This window comes from Paenibacillus sp. FSL R5-0912 (assembly GCF_000758605.1).
GTDB lineage: Bacteria > Bacillota > Bacilli > Paenibacillales > Paenibacillaceae > Paenibacillus_AQ.
Genome location: NZ_CP009282.1, coordinates 6023000 through 6040303, shown reverse-complemented (window position 1 = coordinate 6040303; position 17304 = coordinate 6023000). Strand labels below are relative to the sequence as shown.

At 53.0% G+C, this 17304-nt stretch carries 12 protein-coding genes; 5 read left to right on the top strand and 7 right to left on the bottom strand.

The genetic code is table 11. From position 1 onward, the window contains the following. The first annotated feature begins 118 nt into the window (after positions 1-118). Entirely contained in the window at positions 119-3892 is a 3774-nt protein-coding gene (locus tag R50912_RS25515) for an Ig-like domain-containing protein (RefSeq protein ID WP_042238756.1), read from the top strand. A 146-nt stretch (positions 3893-4038) separates the two neighbouring features. Here the strand turns inward: R50912_RS25515 and yidC are convergent, their stop codons facing one another. The 3 genes from yidC to R50912_RS25500 all read right to left on the bottom strand — a co-directional run bounded on the left by yidC (position 4039) and on the right by R50912_RS25500 (position 7822). Then, positions 4039-4884 carry a membrane protein insertase YidC gene (yidC, locus tag R50912_RS25510; RefSeq protein ID WP_042238754.1) on the bottom strand — a complete coding sequence of 282 codons (846 nt, stop codon included), beginning with the start codon at positions 4882-4884 and terminating at the stop codon, positions 4039-4041. A 412-nt stretch (positions 4885-5296) separates the two neighbouring features. Next, the gene (locus tag R50912_RS33545; RefSeq protein ID WP_197072980.1) at positions 5297-6163 is read right to left on the bottom strand and encodes an AraC family transcriptional regulator; all 867 of its coding nucleotides are present in this window, start codon (positions 6161-6163) and stop codon (positions 5297-5299) included. Between the two features lie 525 nt (positions 6164-6688). After that, the gene (locus R50912_RS25500) at positions 6689-7822 is read right to left on the bottom strand and encodes a glycoside hydrolase family 88 protein (protein WP_042238752.1); all 1134 of its coding nucleotides are present in this window, start codon (positions 7820-7822) and stop codon (positions 6689-6691) included. Positions 7823-8118: 296 nt separating this feature from the next. Between R50912_RS25500 and R50912_RS25495 the strand changes: the two genes are divergently transcribed. Then, a complete protein-coding gene (locus tag R50912_RS25495; RefSeq protein WP_042238750.1) occupies positions 8119-8877 on the top strand; it encodes an SDR family oxidoreductase in 759 nt (252 codons plus the stop codon). 120 nt (positions 8878-8997) lie between these two features. On the opposite strand, the gene R50912_RS25490 is transcribed toward R50912_RS25495, so the two are convergent. The 4 genes from R50912_RS25490 to fabV all read right to left on the bottom strand — a co-directional run bounded on the left by R50912_RS25490 (position 8998) and on the right by fabV (position 12219). Next, positions 8998-9456, bottom strand: coding sequence for a hypothetical protein (locus R50912_RS25490; RefSeq protein ID WP_052416684.1), 459 nt, complete (start codon positions 9454-9456; stop codon positions 8998-9000). 14 nt (positions 9457-9470) lie between these two features. After that, positions 9471-10247, bottom strand: a complete 777-nt coding sequence (locus R50912_RS25485) for an EFR1 family ferrodoxin (protein WP_042238748.1) — start codon at positions 10245-10247, stop codon at positions 9471-9473. Beyond that, a complete protein-coding gene (locus R50912_RS25480) occupies positions 10240-10830 on the bottom strand; it encodes a PadR family transcriptional regulator (protein WP_042238746.1) in 591 nt (196 codons plus the stop codon). Before R50912_RS25480 ends, R50912_RS25485 begins: the two co-directional genes overlap by 8 nt. Before the next feature lie 198 nt (positions 10831-11028). After that, the gene (gene fabV, locus R50912_RS25475) at positions 11029-12219 is read right to left on the bottom strand and encodes an enoyl-ACP reductase FabV (RefSeq protein ID WP_042238745.1); all 1191 of its coding nucleotides are present in this window, start codon (positions 12217-12219) and stop codon (positions 11029-11031) included. A 150-nt stretch (positions 12220-12369) separates the two neighbouring features. On the opposite strand from fabV, the gene R50912_RS25470 reads away from it, so the two are divergent. The 3 genes from R50912_RS25470 to R50912_RS25460 all read left to right on the top strand — a co-directional run bounded on the left by R50912_RS25470 (position 12370) and on the right by R50912_RS25460 (position 17295). Continuing rightward, positions 12370-13338 carry an ornithine cyclodeaminase family protein gene (locus tag R50912_RS25470; RefSeq protein WP_231637921.1) on the top strand — a complete coding sequence of 323 codons (969 nt, stop codon included), beginning with the start codon at positions 12370-12372 and terminating at the stop codon, positions 13336-13338. 647 nt (positions 13339-13985) lie between these two features. Beyond that, on the top strand, positions 13986-15152 hold the full coding sequence (locus R50912_RS25465) for a dipeptidase (protein WP_052416683.1): 1167 nt from the start codon (positions 13986-13988) through the stop codon (positions 15150-15152). 13 nt (positions 15153-15165) lie between these two features. Then, the gene (locus R50912_RS25460) at positions 15166-17295 is read left to right on the top strand and encodes a CocE/NonD family hydrolase (RefSeq protein WP_042238741.1); all 2130 of its coding nucleotides are present in this window, start codon (positions 15166-15168) and stop codon (positions 17293-17295) included. Positions 17296-17304: the final 9 nt, after the last annotated feature.

Genomic DNA, 17304 nt, shown 5'->3' with positions numbered 1-17304 from the left:
AGAATATACCTGCACCTTTGGAGGAGATCACAGGAACCTGCTGCTCATGGACGGCTTCGCCAAGATATAATACCGGCGGAGCCGTTATCATTCCAACCGGAAAGGAAGAGGAGCCTTGGTGAAAAAACGTTTGCTTGCCGCCCTTGCCGCCAGTATGTTGTTCACGATCAATCCTGCCCCGCCGATTGCGGGTACTGTATCGGCGGAGGGAGGGTCTCCGGGGGCGGTTATTTATGTCGCCACTAATGGAAGCGATTCCAATAATGGGACGCAGAATGCCCCGTTTCTGACTTTGGAAAAAGCCCGTGATACCATCCGGACGCTGAAAGCGGAGGATGGCTTGCCGGAGGGCGGTGTCACTGTGTATTTGCGCGAAGGAAGGTATGAACGGACGTCCAGCTTCGAACTGCGGCAGCAGGATTCAGGCGAAGCCGGCAAGCCGGTCACTTACACGGCTTATCCGGGTGAGTCCGTGACTTTGTCAGGTTCGGAGCAGCTGGCCAAGTCAGCGTTCGTTCCGGTCACGGACACGTCGGTGCTCAGCCGTATTATAAGTACAGAGGCTAGAACGAAAGTGCTGGAGGCGGATCTGGCAGCGCTCGGGATCACCGATTACGGTCAGCTCAGCCGTCATGGCTATTATCTGGCCAATGATCTGAGCGAGGTGCCGCCAATGGAGCTGTATGTGGCCGGACAGGGCATGACGCTGGCCCGCTGGCCCAATGAGAGCACCGTTCAGATGGATGAAATCCTTGATCCCGGTCCGACAAGGAAGGACCCGAACGGGGAGGTGCATACGCGCGGCGGCACCTTCACCTATACGTATGACCGGCCCCAGTACTGGACGCAGGCAGACGATATCTGGCTGGACGGGATCTTCGGCTACAGCTGGGAATGGTCGTATAACAAGATTGCTTCCATTGACACGGCTGCCCGAAGCATCACCCTCCGTTACGGGGAAATGAGCGGCATCTTCAAAAACTGGTACCCTGATTTCCATTTTGCGCAAAATCTGCTGGAGGAAATCGATATGCCGGGCGAATATTACATCGACCGCCAGGCGGGCAAGCTGTATTTCCTGCCGAACGCTGAGTTTGCAGCGGATAACCCGGATATTGAAGTGACGATGCTGAAGAGTCCGATGATTAACGCGCTCAATGCTTCGTACATTGACTTCTCCGAGCTTGTGCTTGAGAATGGCCGCGATTCTGCTGCAGTGTTCATGGGCGGCAGCCATATGCGTATTCTGAACAGCGAGATCCGCAATTTCACCAACAGCGGGGTGCTGGTTAACACACAGAGCCGGTTCTATTACAACAACTTTGAAGGGGCACCGGGAACGGACCACGCCATCATCAGCACCCATATTCACCATATCGGCGGCACTGCCGTCACGTTGACAGGCGGCAACAAAACGACGCTTGCGCCAGGGAACAATGTGGTGGAGAATTCGCATATTCACGATTTTGCCTACTATCACAAAGCCTACAATCCCGGGGTGCTGCTGTCCGGCGTCGGCAACCGCATGTCGCACAATAAGCTGCATGATGCGCCCCATCCGGGCGTGCTGATCTTCGGCAATGATCATACCGTGGAGTATAACGAGATCTATGATGTATGCACCACCTTCTCGGATCTCGGCGCGATCTACATGAATGCCGGCGAGCAGCCCCATGAGCGCGGCACGGTGATCAGGCGCAATTACTTTCATAACATCGGCGAGAGCAAAGCCGGAGTGGAGGGTGTATATCCCGACAATTTTACGATGGGATTGACTATCGACGAGAATATTTTTTACAAGATGGGCAATTCGGCCATTAAAAACAATGGCGGTGCACATATCCTGACCCGCAACAATATTTTTATCGACAGCAAAATTCCTTATGATTATGCGGATATGTTCCTGGGCGATGAGCCGGATGATCAGGTACCGCTGAACTACATGACGAAGTGGCAGGCGCTGTTCACGGCGAACAATAATTTCACCGGAACCCCTTATCTGACGAAGTACCCCGAGCTGGCGGATTTCTTCACGGAGAACCGGTATTATCCCGACACGAATACGTTCCAGGGGAATGTGGTCTACAATCCGTCGGTTCCGCGCAGCGTAACGACCAATGTGTACGGGGCATACGACAAATTTGGGCTTGTGCAGTACGCCAATAACTGGGTGAGCGCAGCAGATCCCGGCTTCACCGACCTAGCGGGAGGCGATCTGTCGCTGCGGCCGGATGCGGATGTCTTCGATATCATTCCCGGGTTTCCTGACATCCCGTTTGCAGAGATCGGTATAGCAGGGAAAGCCGGTACAACGGCAGGAACAGACAGCTATCCTGTGCAGGGGGTAGCCGTCTATGACAGCGAAGTTACCGTGGACCGCTGGAAAACGCTGAAGCTGCGCACGGCGGTGCTTCCGTGGAATGCGGATCATCCCGTCCTGACCTTCACTTCAGCCGATCCCGGCATCGCGTCTGTGGATGTTGCTGGCGTAGTTACCGGTCAGGCGGTCGGCAGCACAGTCATTACGGTGGCTTCGGCGGAGAATCCGCTGCTGACTGCCACGGTTACGGTGAACGTGGAGGCAGGGGACGGCGTGATGGACTTCACGGATTTCGAATCCGGAGCGAACGGCTGGCTGCAGGATGCGAACCGCAGCATTGAGAAGATTGGGCCAAACCGCTGGTACAAGATTCTGAACGGAGCCTCAGCGCTCAGTCCCAAGACCTTCTCCGATTACGAGCTGAGCTTCAAGCTGAAGACACCGGAGGTTATAGGGGATAATGCGACCCTGTATATCTTCGACCGCCAGGCCGGCAGCGGCTCCAGCCGGATTGGCTACAAAACCCGGGCGGATGGAAGCTCCGCCTGGCTGCTGTACAATTCAGCCTGGACGGTGCTGAAGGAGGTGAAGCTGCCGGGACATGACCTGCAGCCGAATACGGAGTATGCAGTCAAAATGCTTGTTAAAGGCGGCGACATCAGCGTCTACCTGGATGGAGCCTTCCGCCTGAAGGGCAATGATCCGGGGCATAACACAGAGGGCAAGGTCGGCTTCTATGTCAGCAATGTCAGCCAGATGCATTTCGATGACATTCAGTTCAAGGCACTTACGACTACACTGGCCGGAATCATTCCGGCGGAGAGCAAGGTGCGTCTAGCCGCCGGGGAACAGCGGCAATTGCAGGTGGCCTTCGACCCTGCGGATACGCCGGATACAGGCGTATCCTGGCAGTCGGCCAACCCGGCGGTGGCTACGGTGGATAGCGCGGGAGTGGTCCACGCCGTATACGAAGGCGAGACCCTCATCTCTGCCGTGTCTACGGTAAATCCGCTCATTAAGGCGGACATTACAGTAATCGTCTCAAGTATCATGCATGAGACGGACTTCGAGAACGGGGGCAACGGCTGGCCGGTGGACCCTAACCGCAGCATCGCCGCTGATCCGGACGGCAACCGCCGCTATAAGCTGCTGAACGGTGCTACCGGCCTGCTCGACCGCAGCTTCACTTCTTATCAGCTGGAGTTCAAGCTGAAGACGCCATCCGTGATGCCCGATAACGGCATCCTGTACATCTTCGACCGCCAGGACAGCACTGGCTCCACCCGGATCGGCTACCGTACCCGGGCAGACGGATCTTCCGGCTGGATACTGTACGACACAGCCTGGCAGAAGCTGACCGAGACGGTCCTGCCTGGACATGACCTGCTGCCGGATACGGAGTATGACGTGAAGGTGACGGCCCGGGACGGAGATATTGCCGTATCTGTTGACGGCTCGCCAAGGCTCTCCGGCAGTGATCCGGGTCACCGCCCGTCCGGCAAGGTCGGCTTCTATACCAGCGGCTTCGCTTATATGCTGTTCGACGATATTATCTTCTCGGTATTGCCGTAAATGGTAAAAGGCGCTCTTCCTGCGGGAAGGGCGCTTTTACAGTTGAGCAGGCTGGGAATCTAAGAGGAGCGTTTATGTTAACGAGCCACCAAGGTAAAAAAGAGCATCTGAGGCTGCGCCTCAGATGCCTTGTATTTAGTATTGTTCTATGACTGGTCTTCTACACCGGAGGGTATGTTTTTACCCGCTACATTTGGCTTTGTGTACATTTTATTGAGTATGATCGTTTGCACGATAATGAATATACCGCCCACCACCCAATATAACGGCAATGCGGCGGGCATCTGAAATGAAAATACACCCATCATGACCGGTGATAACAACCCGATAAAAGCCATTTGGTTATTTTGATTGTTCTGAACCTGCGCTGAAACGGATTGAGATACGCGGAACTGAACGTAATACACCGCAGCGGCAATCAGCGGCAAAATCAGATCTGTTGTCCCCAAGTTAAACCACAGAAAATCATGAGCGGCAATCTCCGGGGTACGGCGAATGGCATAGTAAAATGCGAGGGTGATCGGCCATTGGAGAAGCATCGGTAAACAACCCATGTTTAAGGGATTGAATTGATGCTTCTGGTAGAGCTGCATCATCTCGGTTTGCTCTTGTTTTTTGGCATCCGCACCGACGTCGTTCTTATACTTCTCCTTAAGCGCAGTTAATTCCGGCTGGAGGACGGCCATCTTTTCTTTCATAACTATTTGTTTCTTGGTTTGATTCATCATGAGCGGCAGGATCGCAAGTCTGATGATGAAGGTCATGAGCACGATCGCTAACCCGTAGTCTCCATGAAAGGTATCCGCAAAGAATTTGATTAAGAGCGAAAATGGATAAATAAAAAAATGGTTAAATATCCCTGGTGAACCGGCATTAATCGGGTTGGATTGGGATGCTGCCGAACACCCGCTGAGCATAATGACCGGAATAACTCCAATCAAGATGACGAGAATGGGCTTGGCCCATTTTTGTAGCAACATAATCTTTTTCATCGTTGTCCTCCCTAATTGAAAGTATGGAATTCAATGTGGGGAAGGACTATGGTCTTCATCATCAGGTGCTTCTCTTCGTCTGACGGTACGAACTATCCACTTCTGAATGCTGTTCGGTTGAGACAGTCTGACAGCCACATACCAGGTTGAACCGGCTGCAGCAAGTGTTTCATGACCCCAGTGTACCTCTTGTAAAGAAAAATGGGCGAATGGAATTAACACTAAGGAAGAGATGAGAGCAATTGAGAAAGCCAATTGAACCAAGTCATAAAAATGCTCCAGTCAAGTTCACCTCCGTATGAGCCGTATTGGGAAAATTTGAATAATGGTTATACGATTCGAAGAACGGTGAGGTTTCATTAACCTGCCTGTTAGCTTAAAACCCCTTAAAGCGGTTCACCGCGTTATAGATTCAATGGATGCTGTTCCTGTATTTCTCCGGGGAGATTCCTTTATTCTTCTTGAACATCTGGCTGAAATAAGACGGGGACAGATTGCCTACTTCTACCGCAATTTCTCCGATGGATTGGCTGGTGTTGGCGAGCAGGATACAGGCTTCTCTGACACGCCGCTGCATCAGATATTCGGACAGCGTGATGCCGGCATATTGTTTGAATACATGCGAAATATGGTAGGGAGACAGATGCAGGCTGGCAGCCAGCGCCTCAAGGCTGAAGGGCTCCTTGTAATGTTCATCCAGCCATTCGGTAATCCGCTGGACATGTGAGCTGCCGCGTGAATGAAGGAGATTGTCTTCGGACAGGACATCAGGCAGCCGGGTATGAAACAGCCGGATAAGCTGGAGGATGAGCAGTCCTGTGTTCTCTTCCTGTCCGGCAGCAGCGTGCTCGGTACACTGATGCAGCTCTTTCAGCACCTCGGGAATCCGGGTGTCATTCATGCCATAGAATACCGGCTGCCGCAGACTGCCCCTCCACAGGTTCCGGAAGAATTGCCCCAGGATAGGAAACGCGGAAAGATAATGGTCCATGAAACCAGGATCAAAGGTCAGATTGGTCCGGATATAGGAACGGCCTTCTGCCGGAGGAACCATTACACGGTGCAGCTGATAAGGCTGAAACAAGACCAGTGTATGATCCTCAATAGGGTAGGTCTGATTCTCCACCATGATCTCACCACAGCCGCTGTAAATGTACAGGATTTCAATTCCCCTATGCGCATGAAAATAGAGGGATTCGCCGTCAATATATTTATATTTGTACATAAACAATCCGGGTTCCATTCGCTGGGTCGGATGATTGTTCCTATTTCTGTCCATGCTCATGCGACGCTCCCTTATCAACCATAGTTCACTGCTATTAATTCCATTACTTCTAACTTCAGTATAAATAGAAGGCTGCTAAAAATAAAACTGCGACTTCGGCCACACTTATAAGACTACAATCGCCAACCAAGCAACGAACGAATACCAACGAACCAACCAAGCAACAAACCAACAACTAACGAACCAAGCAAGTATGCAACTAACTAAACAACGAACGAACCAACAAAGCAAACATCCAGCTGATCCTATCAATGGCTCTGACACCAGGGCAATTGTGAAAATCCCATCCTCTATTCCAAAATGTTGTAAGTAATACAGCTTTGGTTCCCAGATACCTGGGTGTTCGGGAGAATTGTTGTATGATGGGACGATTTGATGAGGAAAATGTTGTATTTCGTGCAGCAAAAACCGGCAGGACTCTGTAATAGAGCCTGCCGGTATAAAGGGTATCAACCGGGTGCCACAGTTGATGCTGTGCACCAGTAGATCAGAATCTAGTCAATGAAGATGCAGTACCTGCTATCCTCGTTCGTACCAATACCCCGGAACACCCTGCTGCAGACGCAGCAGCGCCTCCAGGAAGAAGTAATCCCCCCAGATCATGAAATCATCCGGAGATGAATTCCCTCTGACTGAATAGGAGCCATGGCGCAGAAAGCCTTCTTCCGACGGGCTGCCGGCGGTAAAGTAGCGGTTCAGCAGGGAATCCATCGACTTGTTGATGGATTCTTCAAACCATGCCCGGTCCGGATCTTCCTCGGGCAGGTGCTCCAGCAGCTCAAGAAGACCGCATACAACGATGGCGGAAGCTGAACTGTCGCGTGGAGTGGACTCCTCCTGCGGGGCATCGAAATCCCAATACGCGACATGGTCGGCGGGAAGATGCTCCAGGAAATAGCGGGCCATTCTTCGGGAGACTTCCAGATAATGAGGCTCTTTAAAATAGCGGTATGCTAAGGCAAAACCGTAGACCCCCCAAGCCTGTCCCCGCGTCCAGGTGGAGCCGTCCTGATAACCTTGTGCGGTTCCTCCGCGCAGGGCATTTCCCGTCTGCTGGTCAAAATAAAAAGTATGGTAGGAGGAGTCATCTCCCCTCACCAGGAAGCGGCGGCTTTTCTCGGCGTGAATCCGGGCATGCTCGGCGTAGCTGGGATCTCCGGTCTGTTCGGTGGCCCAGCAGAGCAGCGGAAGATTCATCAGGCAGTCGATAATAATCCGGCCCCCGTTGTCTGCATCACCTTCCGGTCCCCAGGCCTGAAAGAGCTGGGGGGCAGAGCGCCAGCGCTTCATCAGTACATCGGCTGCCTGCAAGGCCAGCAGACGCGAAGCCTCATCCTTATCGGTGATCCAGCGTGCCTTGGCAGACAGTGAATATAGGAAGCCGATATCATGATGATCGAGCTCTTTCCCGGCAATCATGCGATTGTTGAAGGACTCAACCGTCCGGATGGCTGCGGCGTGAATCTCAGGATCTTGGCTGTATTCATAGCTCAGCCACAGGATACCGGACCAGAAGCCTTCCGTCCAGCTGGTATGGTCCGTCAGATGATATTTGCCGTCGCCCAGGCTGACAATTGGAGAACTGTCACCAAAGCGCTTGATGTTAAGGCGGGTGGTTGAGAGCGTGTGCTCAATCGCATTTTTCCAGTTCATAATAACCTCCATAATATCGCTATATTGTTCTTATGTTCATTATAATCCTACTGATATGTTGGTTTGTTGCGCAAATTCATAGGTGAATTGCGGTTTAGAAAGAATGGGGTCCGGAGCCTGTTACGCGGGGAGAGTGGAGTTTGTCACAGAACTTCGTCCCAGTTTGTCTACAGGATGTACAGCAAAGAAAATAGGACGGAGGCAGAGCGCCCGTGGCAGGGCGGTTTGTGTCTGTTGCAAAGCGTTTACCAAATACCGGCCTATGGATATAGGCTATAAACCAGGAGGAAATAGACATGAAAATTGTAGTGGTTGGCGGGAGCGGACTTATTGGAAAGCAATTGGTGAGCCGGCTGCAGGGGCTGGGTCATGAGACTGTGGCTGCATCCCCTTCTCTGGGCATCAATGCTAGGACTGGTGAGGGTCTGGCAGAAGCGCTTAAAGGCGCTGATGCCGTTGTTGATGTAGCAAATTCACCTTCGTTCGCAGACGATGCTGTGCTGGAATTCTTCGCGACAACGACCCGCAATCTGTTAGCAGCTGAAATTGAGGCAGGAGTGAAGCATCATGTGGCATTATCTGTAGTGGGTACTGACGGCTTGCTGCAGAGCGGTTATTTCCGCGGAAAAATGGCTCAGGAGGAGCTGATCCAGGCTTCCCCCATTCCTTACACCATCGTGCGTGCGACTCAGTTCTTCGACTTCGCCGAGGGTATTGCCTATACCGCTACAGAAGGGGATGTCGTCCGCCTGCCTTCAGCCTGGGTACAGCCCATAGCCTCTGAGGATGTAGCAGCTGCGCTGGTTGATTATACCCTTGAAGCCCCAGTGAACGGGATTGCCGAGCTGGCCGGACCGGATAAGCTGTCTCTGGATGAATTCGTCCGGCAAGCGCTGAAGGCTAAGGGGGATGCGCGTCAGGTGGTCGGCTATACGGAGGCACATTATTTCGGAACAGCCTTGCAGGATCACTCGCTTGTTCCGGCCGGAGACCATCCGCGAATTGCCCCTACACGGTTAACGGACTGGCTTGCGGCTTCCGTATCAGAGGCATAATAGATCTGCAAGAAACCGCCATCTTCCAGGCAAGTTTGCAAAAACTTCAGCCTGATGGGAATGGCGGTTTTTTTATGAAAGACAGGATTGATATGTTGTGAGGCGGGTAACAGCGGGCTTCTAGCGGATCTGAGTATAAACATTCCAGCTGTTCACCAAATGACCCACGGCAAACAGAAAAGCAGGGATCAGGAGCAGCCAGGACTCAAGCCAGAATCCAAGCATCATGAAATAGATTGCCGGAAAGACGGCCATAGGAACGGGAATTCCAAGCCAAGGCGTGAATAACACGGCAAATTCTCTCTCATTCCAGAAAAAGCGGCCCCAGCATACATAATAAATCAGCAGGCAGACAGCCATCAGCACAGCAGACGGGCCAATGGGTTGCTCTGCAAGCTTACGGCCCAGTAGAATAGGCATCATGAAGCATGTGATCTGGCCTGCCCGCTCTAACAGGGTGAAGATCAGCGGTGTAGAGGCCAAAGAATCAGGAGTATTCCGGGGCGGGAAGAAAATGAAGATCAGATTCGGCAGCAATACTAATAAGGGTATGATCAATCCTTTAATGTGCAGACCCATGTGAACTCTCCATCCTATAGTTCCAAAGTAGATTTATGCATCCTGGCATTGCGGAAGTGAAGCTTGTCTTTGCCTGATACTATGATTGCATTCCGCGGACAGTTCGCCGCACACTTCATACAGAAATCACATTTGTACCTATGGTATGGCAGATCATCGACCACTACTATATTACCAGTGGGACATTGCAGAACGCATAGTTCACAACTGATGCACTTGGAGGGGACCGTCCGCAATCTGAGCATCAGCCGCATCGACATCCAGGGCAGCACGGTTCTTCTGGAGAGAACGGAGACGGCCTTCGACCCGGGATACTCTGACTTCCAGGCGGATTCACCGGCAAGTGCCTGATGGACAAAAGTCTCAGCTTTCTGATAGGCTGCGCTCAGCCGGGCCTGATCATCCTCCGGATGGGCTACGGCATCCAGCATATTGTTAGGCATACTGATCTCGCAGGCGGAGACAGGGATGTAGCCCTTATTCTTCAGCAGGGTATAGAGCGGCTCCAGAATATGGGCTGAGTTATTGAGCGTAGCGATTACATATACGTTGGTGCCTTGGCTCTTCGGGAGCCGCCGGAGGAATCTCCAGATGAACGGGGACACGGACTGCGAATTGACCGGGAAGGCCAACCACAGGTCATTAACCGGACTGCTTGGCATAGATCCGCTGCCGATCAGATTCAGGGATGTGCGGATGTTATGGGTCTTAAGGGTTCTAACCACAAAGTCTACAATCGCTTTCGTATTGCCCGTGCCTGAAAAGTAATACAAATCCACGGTCTTATTCATTCTGCGGAGTCCCCTGTTCTGAAACTTCCTGTTCCAGCAAAGCTATGGTCTGCCCGCACCAGTCTGCATAAGACTCCCACAGCTTCTGGCCAAAGGACAGGACCATCAGAATGCGGCTGTGATTACTATGGACATCCAGATTCTGCTTCAGCTGCGCCTCGAATTTGTCGAACAGCTGCTGCTGCCGCCGGTGGTTGATTTCAAACTCCCGGACATGCTCCAGCATGGTGGCGGAAGAGGAGGAATTGGAGAAGTACAGCTTGAGCAGCAGCTCGTAGCGTACGGTTTCTTTTTCCACCGGTGTCTTGAGCCATTCCTGTAATTCGTACCTACCGGATGCGGTTATCTGATACTTGATGCTTGGTTTGCTGTTCTTGCCCTCTGCAGAAACAGGTTCTTCACACACAGCGATCAAGCCCCCCACAGCCAGCCGCTTCAGTTCCGGATAGATCTGGCCAAAGCTCTCACTCCAAAAAAAGGAAAGCCGGGTATCTACAATCTTTTTGATCTCATACCCCGTTAAGTTCTCTTCGTTTAATAGTCCCAGTAACACATATCCTGTCTTGCTCCTGTTAGCAGCCATATGCACGCATCCAATCTGTAAGATATATCTTTTAGATATAAAATACTGCAAGGATCACATAAAGTCAAAGCTTATTTAATGAAATGAACTGTTGGGGGAGCTTATGCGCTTATGCCCGAATTGGAGCGATAACCTGGAATCTGCACGCCAAAAAGCCGCTCCCGGTGAGGGAACGGCTTCATGTATTAGACGGAACGCTTATACCATATTGGGAATAGCGACAGCAGGATCAGTCTCTGCTTCGTAATCCACGCCTTCGGTACGGAAGCCGAACAGATGGAAGAAGTCATCCTGGTAGCCCTTAAGGTCTGCAAGTTCAGGAACATTATCCGTTTCAAGCTCGTTCCAGCGTCTCATGACCTCGATCTGCACATCCTCGCGCATCTCCCAATCATCAATCCGGATCAGGTGGCTGCCATCTGCTGCCGCTTCGCCGCCGTTATACAGGTGGTCTGCGAACAGGCGGTACATCTGCTGAATGCAGTTCTCGTGCAGTTCTTTTTCCTTCATTACTCTATAGAGTGCGGAAATATACAGCGGCACCACAGGGATGGCGGAGCTGGACTGGGTAACCAGAGCCTTGTTCACGGATACGTAGGCCCGTCCGCCTGTAGCAGAGAGCTGCTCGTTCAGCGCGATCGCCGTCTGTTCCAGATGGTTCTTCGCCTGGCCGATGGTTCCGTCCCGGTAGATGGGGTGGGTGATCTTAGGTCCGATATAGGAATAGGCCACGGTTGTTGCACCAACTGCAAGCACGCCTGCTTCCAGCAGCTGATTGATCCACATGCCCCAATCTTCTCCACCCATAACAGCGATTGTCTGGCGGACTTCGTCATCCGTTGCCGGCTCAATAGTAACCGTGGATACTTCCCCGGTGTGGAAGTTCATCGTCTTGTTCGTATAAGCATCCCCCACTGGCTTAATAACCGAGGAGAAGACTTCTCCTGTAACGGGATGGGTGCGGCGCGGGGAAGCTACGCTGTACACAACCAGGTCAACGGTGCCGAGTTCAGCCTTGATCAAGTCGATGGTCTTAGTCTTAATGGCATCCGAGAAGGCATCGCCAACGATGCTGAACGATTTCAGCCCCTGCTTGGCCGCTTCCTGCTCAAAAGCAGCGGAATTGTACCAGCCTGCGGATGCTGTGCGGGCACCTTCAGCAGCTTTGTCGAAGAATACACCTATTGTATTGGCACCTGCGCCAAATGCAGCCGCAATCCGGGAAGCCAGTCCGTAGCCGGTAGAAGCGCCGATGACCAGCACGTTGGCCGGACCGGTAAGTTTCTTTTGTGCCCGTACATAGTCAATCTGTTCCTGTATTTGTCCGGCACATCCCTCCGGGTGAGCAGTCGTGCAGATAAAGCCGCGTGTTTTTGGCTGAATAATCATCAAGGATATCCCCTTTGTTTTAGTTTTTAACTTTTTTCGCTAATATAGAGTATAGCAAATGATGGCATAGAAAGATAAGCTTGAATCTTTTTTTGAAAAGATAAGAATGGATATGCGTTATCAAGAATCCGGGAGGGTCTAAATGTGCTGATGATAAACGGGAAGGAAGTTGCAGAGATTCTAACGATGGAGTCCTGCATCACTGTGATGGAAACCGTCCTCGCTGACCTGTCGGAGGGGGAGGCTGTGCAGAGTCTCCGCCAGGTTCTTCCGCTGGCGGAGCGGAATGTGCTGGGATTGATGCCGGGGTATCTGCGGCGTGAAGGGGTCGCTGGTGCTAAGATCATCAGCGTATTCCCTGGCAATCACGGGAGCGGCCTGCCGTCGCATCAGGGGATGGTGTCGTTGTTCGACGCCGCCACCGGCGTGCCGCTGGCCATAGTGGACGGCCAGTCGATTACAGCCATCCGCACGGCGGCGGTCAGTGCGGCGGCGACGAAGCTGCTCGCCAGGGAAGAGGCGGAGTCCCTGGCGGTTCTCGGCACCGGGGAGCAGGCCCGGAGCCATCTGGAAGCTATGCTGCAGGTGCGCGGCATCAAGCGCACCAAAGTCTGGAGCAGAACGCCGGGCAAGGCCCGGGCGTTCGCCGATGCCATGAGCAGCCGGTGGAACGCAGAGATCACGGCAGCGCTGTCTGTGCAGGACGCGGTGACGGACGCGGACATTATCTGCACGGCGACGGCGGCGGGGGAGCCGGTGCTGCACGGCGCCTGGGTGAAGCCAGGCGCGCATATCAATGCGATCGGCGCATGCAGGGCGCATGAACGGGAGCTGGACACGGCGCTTGTAGCCGGGGCGAGGCTCTATGTGGACCGGCTGGAGTCGGCGGTCCATGAAGCGGGGGATTATCTGATCCCGCTCAGCGAAGGGGCGATCACTGCGGACCATATCATTGGCGAAATTGGCGGTCTGCTGAAGGGGCATGTTCCGGGCAGGGGAAGCAGCAGTGAAATTACGCTTTTTAAGGGACTAGGGCTTGCCGTTCAGGATCTTGCCGCAGCCTTCTATATTTATAAACAGGCGGTTGCTCTGCATAAGGGTGTGGAAGTTGTATTGTAACCAGACCGAACCTGACGCTGACCGGCTCCGCAGAGCACGGCGTGTACAAGTCATATTAGGAGTAACGTTAAGAGTAACTAGTCCAGCATCAGAAATAAAGAAGTGAGTTGATTCAATAATGCAGCAAGTGGCAATGGATGTATTCAGCTCCAAGTGAAACTTCAGTGATAGTTGTAGAATGTACAATTAAAAACAGCGAAAAGGGCTGCTTGCCGCTTATAACTGTAGTCTGTACAACTAAATCTGCCCGAATGGGTGAGGAACCTTCTACAATAAGTCAATTTAATTGCACGGAATACAACTAAACAAATAATCGGTTGAAAATCAGACGGTTTAGTTGTACAAAGTGCAGTTAAGCTTACAGTAATCGGGTCACTGCGAACTTTCAGCAAGCGACAGCGTCCGACTTTGTCTGCGGATTTCCACCGCGAATAACGGTACAAATCAAGAAATCTGTAGACAACAGCGGCCGGAGGGCCAAACATTCTTTGGAGTTACGGCAATCCCAGAATAGAAAAAATACAAGTTCAATCTATCTAGTTTAAATCTGACAATATATTAACTATGGAATATATGAACATTGCAAAAACGATAACGGACAGATATCAAGTTGATATCTATTGTTAATAGAGGAGGGGCTGGATCAAGTGAGCTTACAGGAACGGGAAGGCTGGTATGAGTTCGGACTGAGTGCTGAACAGGAGGAGCGGGCGAAACGCCTGCATGAGGAGAATATCAATATTGATCTGCTGTTCCAGGGGCCGCTGTCCCCAAGCGCTATCCCGGAGAGCGTCTCGCTTAAGGTGAAGGAGTTGTGCGAGCCGTACAAGGATGAACCGATGGTCTACAGCGCCTTGCCGGCGCAGATCATTACCCGGCTGTCGGCCGGCGGTGAGATTGCGGAGTACAAAGAGGAATGGTACAAGTCAGGCATTACGGCGGGCAACCGCGAACTGCACCTGAATGATATAGAGAGTATGATTACCAGCATGGGCGAGGTTCAGCTGCAGTTCGATTCCGCGGACTGGCTGGTGAAGGCACTGACGGCAGAGGATATCCGCAGGGCTAAGCGTGAGGGCAGGAAGGCCGGTATTGTAACGGCACAGGAAACGGATGCGCTTGGGAAGAATCTGGAGCTGCTTGACGCGCTGCATGGCTTTGGTCTAAGGATTCTGCAGTTAACGTACAACAACCAGAATCTGATAGGTTCCGGCTGTGCGGAGCCGGGCAATGGCGGGCTGTCCAAATACGGTCTGCGGTTTGTGGAGCGGTTGAATGCGCTGGGAATTATCGTCGATACCGGACATTGCGGCAGACAGACCACCCTGGATGCCTGTGCAGCCTCGAAAGCACCGGTTATCGCCTCGCATACCGGTGTGGAAGCCCTCTACCCGCATATGCGCTGCAAAAGTGACGAGGAGATCCGTGCAATTGCTGCCACCGGCGGGGTGATTGGTATTTTTGCGATGCCGTGGTTTGTGCATGAAGATCCGGACCATACCACGATTGAGCATGTATTGGATCATATTGAATATGTGATCAGGCTGGTAGGCGTAGAGCATGTGGGCATCGGAACGGACTGGCCTATGAGTGACCTGGAGTGGTCACTGGTCTTTTTTAAGGAGCAGATTGCACCTAAGCTGGGGTTCGCCAAAGGGGATGGTCCCTCCACGGAAACCGTAGCAGGGCTTGAGAAATACAGTTATTTCAGCAATTTCACGCGGGGACTGGTGGCGCGCGGGTACAGCGATGAAGAGATCGCTAAGATTATGGGCGGCAACTGGCTGCGTGTGTTCGAACAAATTTGCGGATAGGGGACTCATATTGATGAATACGTACTTACAGCAGACAAGCTTCAACTTCTATTGCTCGGGAATATATAGCGGAACAATCCGTTTCACGGACAAGGAGGTTATGCATGCCAAGGTTGACACCCGCAGACGCACACAGATGCAGGAGAATGTGCTGGATGCTGGCGCGAAATATGTTCTTCCTCTGGCGCGGATCGCGGGGCAGCTTCATGTGTACACCGATGCGGAATGGGCCGGGGACGAGGTTATCCTGAGGAACGGGGACAAATATCAGAAGCATATTACCTATCAGGCGGAGATTGCCGGTATCATGCGGACCTCACAGGTATGGGCTTACCGCGGGGGCACGGCGCTGGATATTGTAACGCTGGACGGGGAGGTAGTCGCTTTTCTGACCCCTAACCGCTATGGCATTGAGCTGATCGTTAAGGCAGGATATGAGGAGCTGACCCCGCTCGCCCTCTATGCTGAACCGCTGCTGTCGCAGCCGGAATACGGGGTGAATGATCTGGGTACGTACCTAGTGCCGATGCGGGAGGGCGTGAAGCTGGCTACGGATGTGTTTCTTCCTGAAGGGCTTGAGCCGGGAACGAAGGTGCCGACTATTCTGGTACGAACCTGTTACGACCGGAATGGTAAAAAAGAAATCTTCATGCGCTGGGCGAACAAAGGCTACGCCGTGGTCTCCCAGGATGTACGCGGCCGTGCGGACTCGGAAGGGGAGCTGATTCCCTTCTATAATGAACGCGATGACGGCTACGATACCATTGACTGGATTATCGCCCAGGAATGGTCTGACGGCAAAGTTGGGATGTGGGGCGCCTCCTATCTCGGCTATGTCGTTGTAGCAGCAGCTACCAGCGGCCACCCGAACCTGCTGGCGGTTGTGGATGAGGTTAATGTAGGATCGCCGTTCGTGGACACCGCGCGCAAAGGCGGGACGCTCTGCTCCTGGCCGCTGCTGTCCTGGACGCTTGCGCAGTCGGTGGGGACGCGGACGGACTTTGATATTTTTGGCGGCATTACAGTGGACCCTGAAGCGGCGGTCGATGCCAGACCGATCAGGGATATTCCGCAGCAGATGATCGGCTGCACTTCCGGGCCGTGGGAGCTGTGGAGCCAGCATCCTGAGTATGATGATTTCTGGAGAAACTGCACCTTCACTGAGCGCGGGGATCAGGTCAAGGTTCCAATGTATGTGATCTCCGGCTGGTATGACGGTGACAGTCCAGGGGTATCGGAGACCTGGCGGATGCTGACGGAGCATGATGTAAAGAGCCGCAAAATCCGTCTCGGCGCCTGGGAGCACGGACCGAACCGGGCGCGGGATCTGCTTGGCGTATCCTTCGGCAATGATGCAGTGGTGTACGATTATGATATATCTGTGCTGCGCTGGTTCGACCGGTTCCTGAAGGATATTCCGAACGGCATCGACCAGGAGCCGCGGGCTTCCTATTATGTGGTGGGCGAGAACCGCTGGAGAACCTCGGAGGACTGGACACCGGCAGAAGCAAAGGTAACTCCGTTCTATCTGGGTGGAGACGGCCGGGCGAATTCATCCCTGGGCGATGGACGGCTGGTTATGGAGCCGGAGGAACATTCAGCAGCAGACACTTACATCTATAATCCGGCTGACCCGGTTGCCGACAGCGGAGAGCGGGAGCCGGAGAACATGCGGAAGCATGAGCTGCGCAGCGACATTGTCGTCTATACCAGTGAGCCGCTGGCAGAGCGGCTGACCATTGCCGGAGAGCTGTCTGCGGTCATCTATGCGGCAAGCTCGGGGCTGGATACGGACTGGGTCGTGACGCTGAGTGATGTGAATGAACAAGGCGATTCCATCCGCCTGTCCAATTACATCGTGCGGGCGAAATACCGGCATGGGCTGGAGCAGCCTCAGCTGCTGGTGCCAGGCCAGGTGGAGCGGTATGATATTTTCCTGCAGAACATTGCCCACTCGTTTGCCGCAGGACACCGGGTCCGCTTCACAGTCACTTCTTCCAGCAAATTCGTGGCCTTTCCTAACACAAACACCGGAAACAATCCGTATGAAGATACGGAAGCGGTCATTGTGCGGCAGACGATCTACCATAACCAGGAGTATCCGAGCCATATTAAGCTGCCGGTGATTCCTAATTTCTATTAGAGGGGACTT

Bases quoted from the DNA above. Each gene is read 5' to 3' on its own strand.
- yidC (WP_042238754.1), bottom strand. From the start codon at position 4,884: ATGAAAAAGATTATGTTGCTACAAAAATGGGCCAAGCCCATTCTCGTC.
- R50912_RS33545 (WP_197072980.1), bottom strand. From the start codon at position 6,163: ATGGACAGAAATAGGAACAATCATCCGACCCAGCGAATGGAACCCGGA.
- R50912_RS25500 (WP_042238752.1), bottom strand. From the start codon at position 7,822: ATGAACTGGAAAAATGCGATTGAGCACACGCTCTCAACCACCCGCCTT.
- R50912_RS25495 (WP_042238750.1), top strand. From the start codon at position 8,119: ATGAAAATTGTAGTGGTTGGCGGGAGCGGACTTATTGGAAAGCAATTG.
- R50912_RS25490 (WP_052416684.1), bottom strand. From the start codon at position 9,456: ATGGGTCTGCACATTAAAGGATTGATCATACCCTTATTAGTATTGCTG.
- R50912_RS25485 (WP_042238748.1), bottom strand. From the start codon at position 10,247: ATGAATAAGACCGTGGATTTGTATTACTTTTCAGGCACGGGCAATACG.
- R50912_RS25480 (WP_042238746.1), bottom strand. From the start codon at position 10,830: ATGGCTGCTAACAGGAGCAAGACAGGATATGTGTTACTGGGACTATTA.
- fabV (WP_042238745.1), bottom strand. From the start codon at position 12,219: ATGATTATTCAGCCAAAAACACGCGGCTTTATCTGCACGACTGCTCAC.
- R50912_RS25470 (WP_231637921.1), top strand. From the start codon at position 12,370: ATGATAAACGGGAAGGAAGTTGCAGAGATTCTAACGATGGAGTCCTGC.
- R50912_RS25460 (WP_042238741.1), top strand. From the start codon at position 15,166: ATGAATACGTACTTACAGCAGACAAGCTTCAACTTCTATTGCTCGGGA.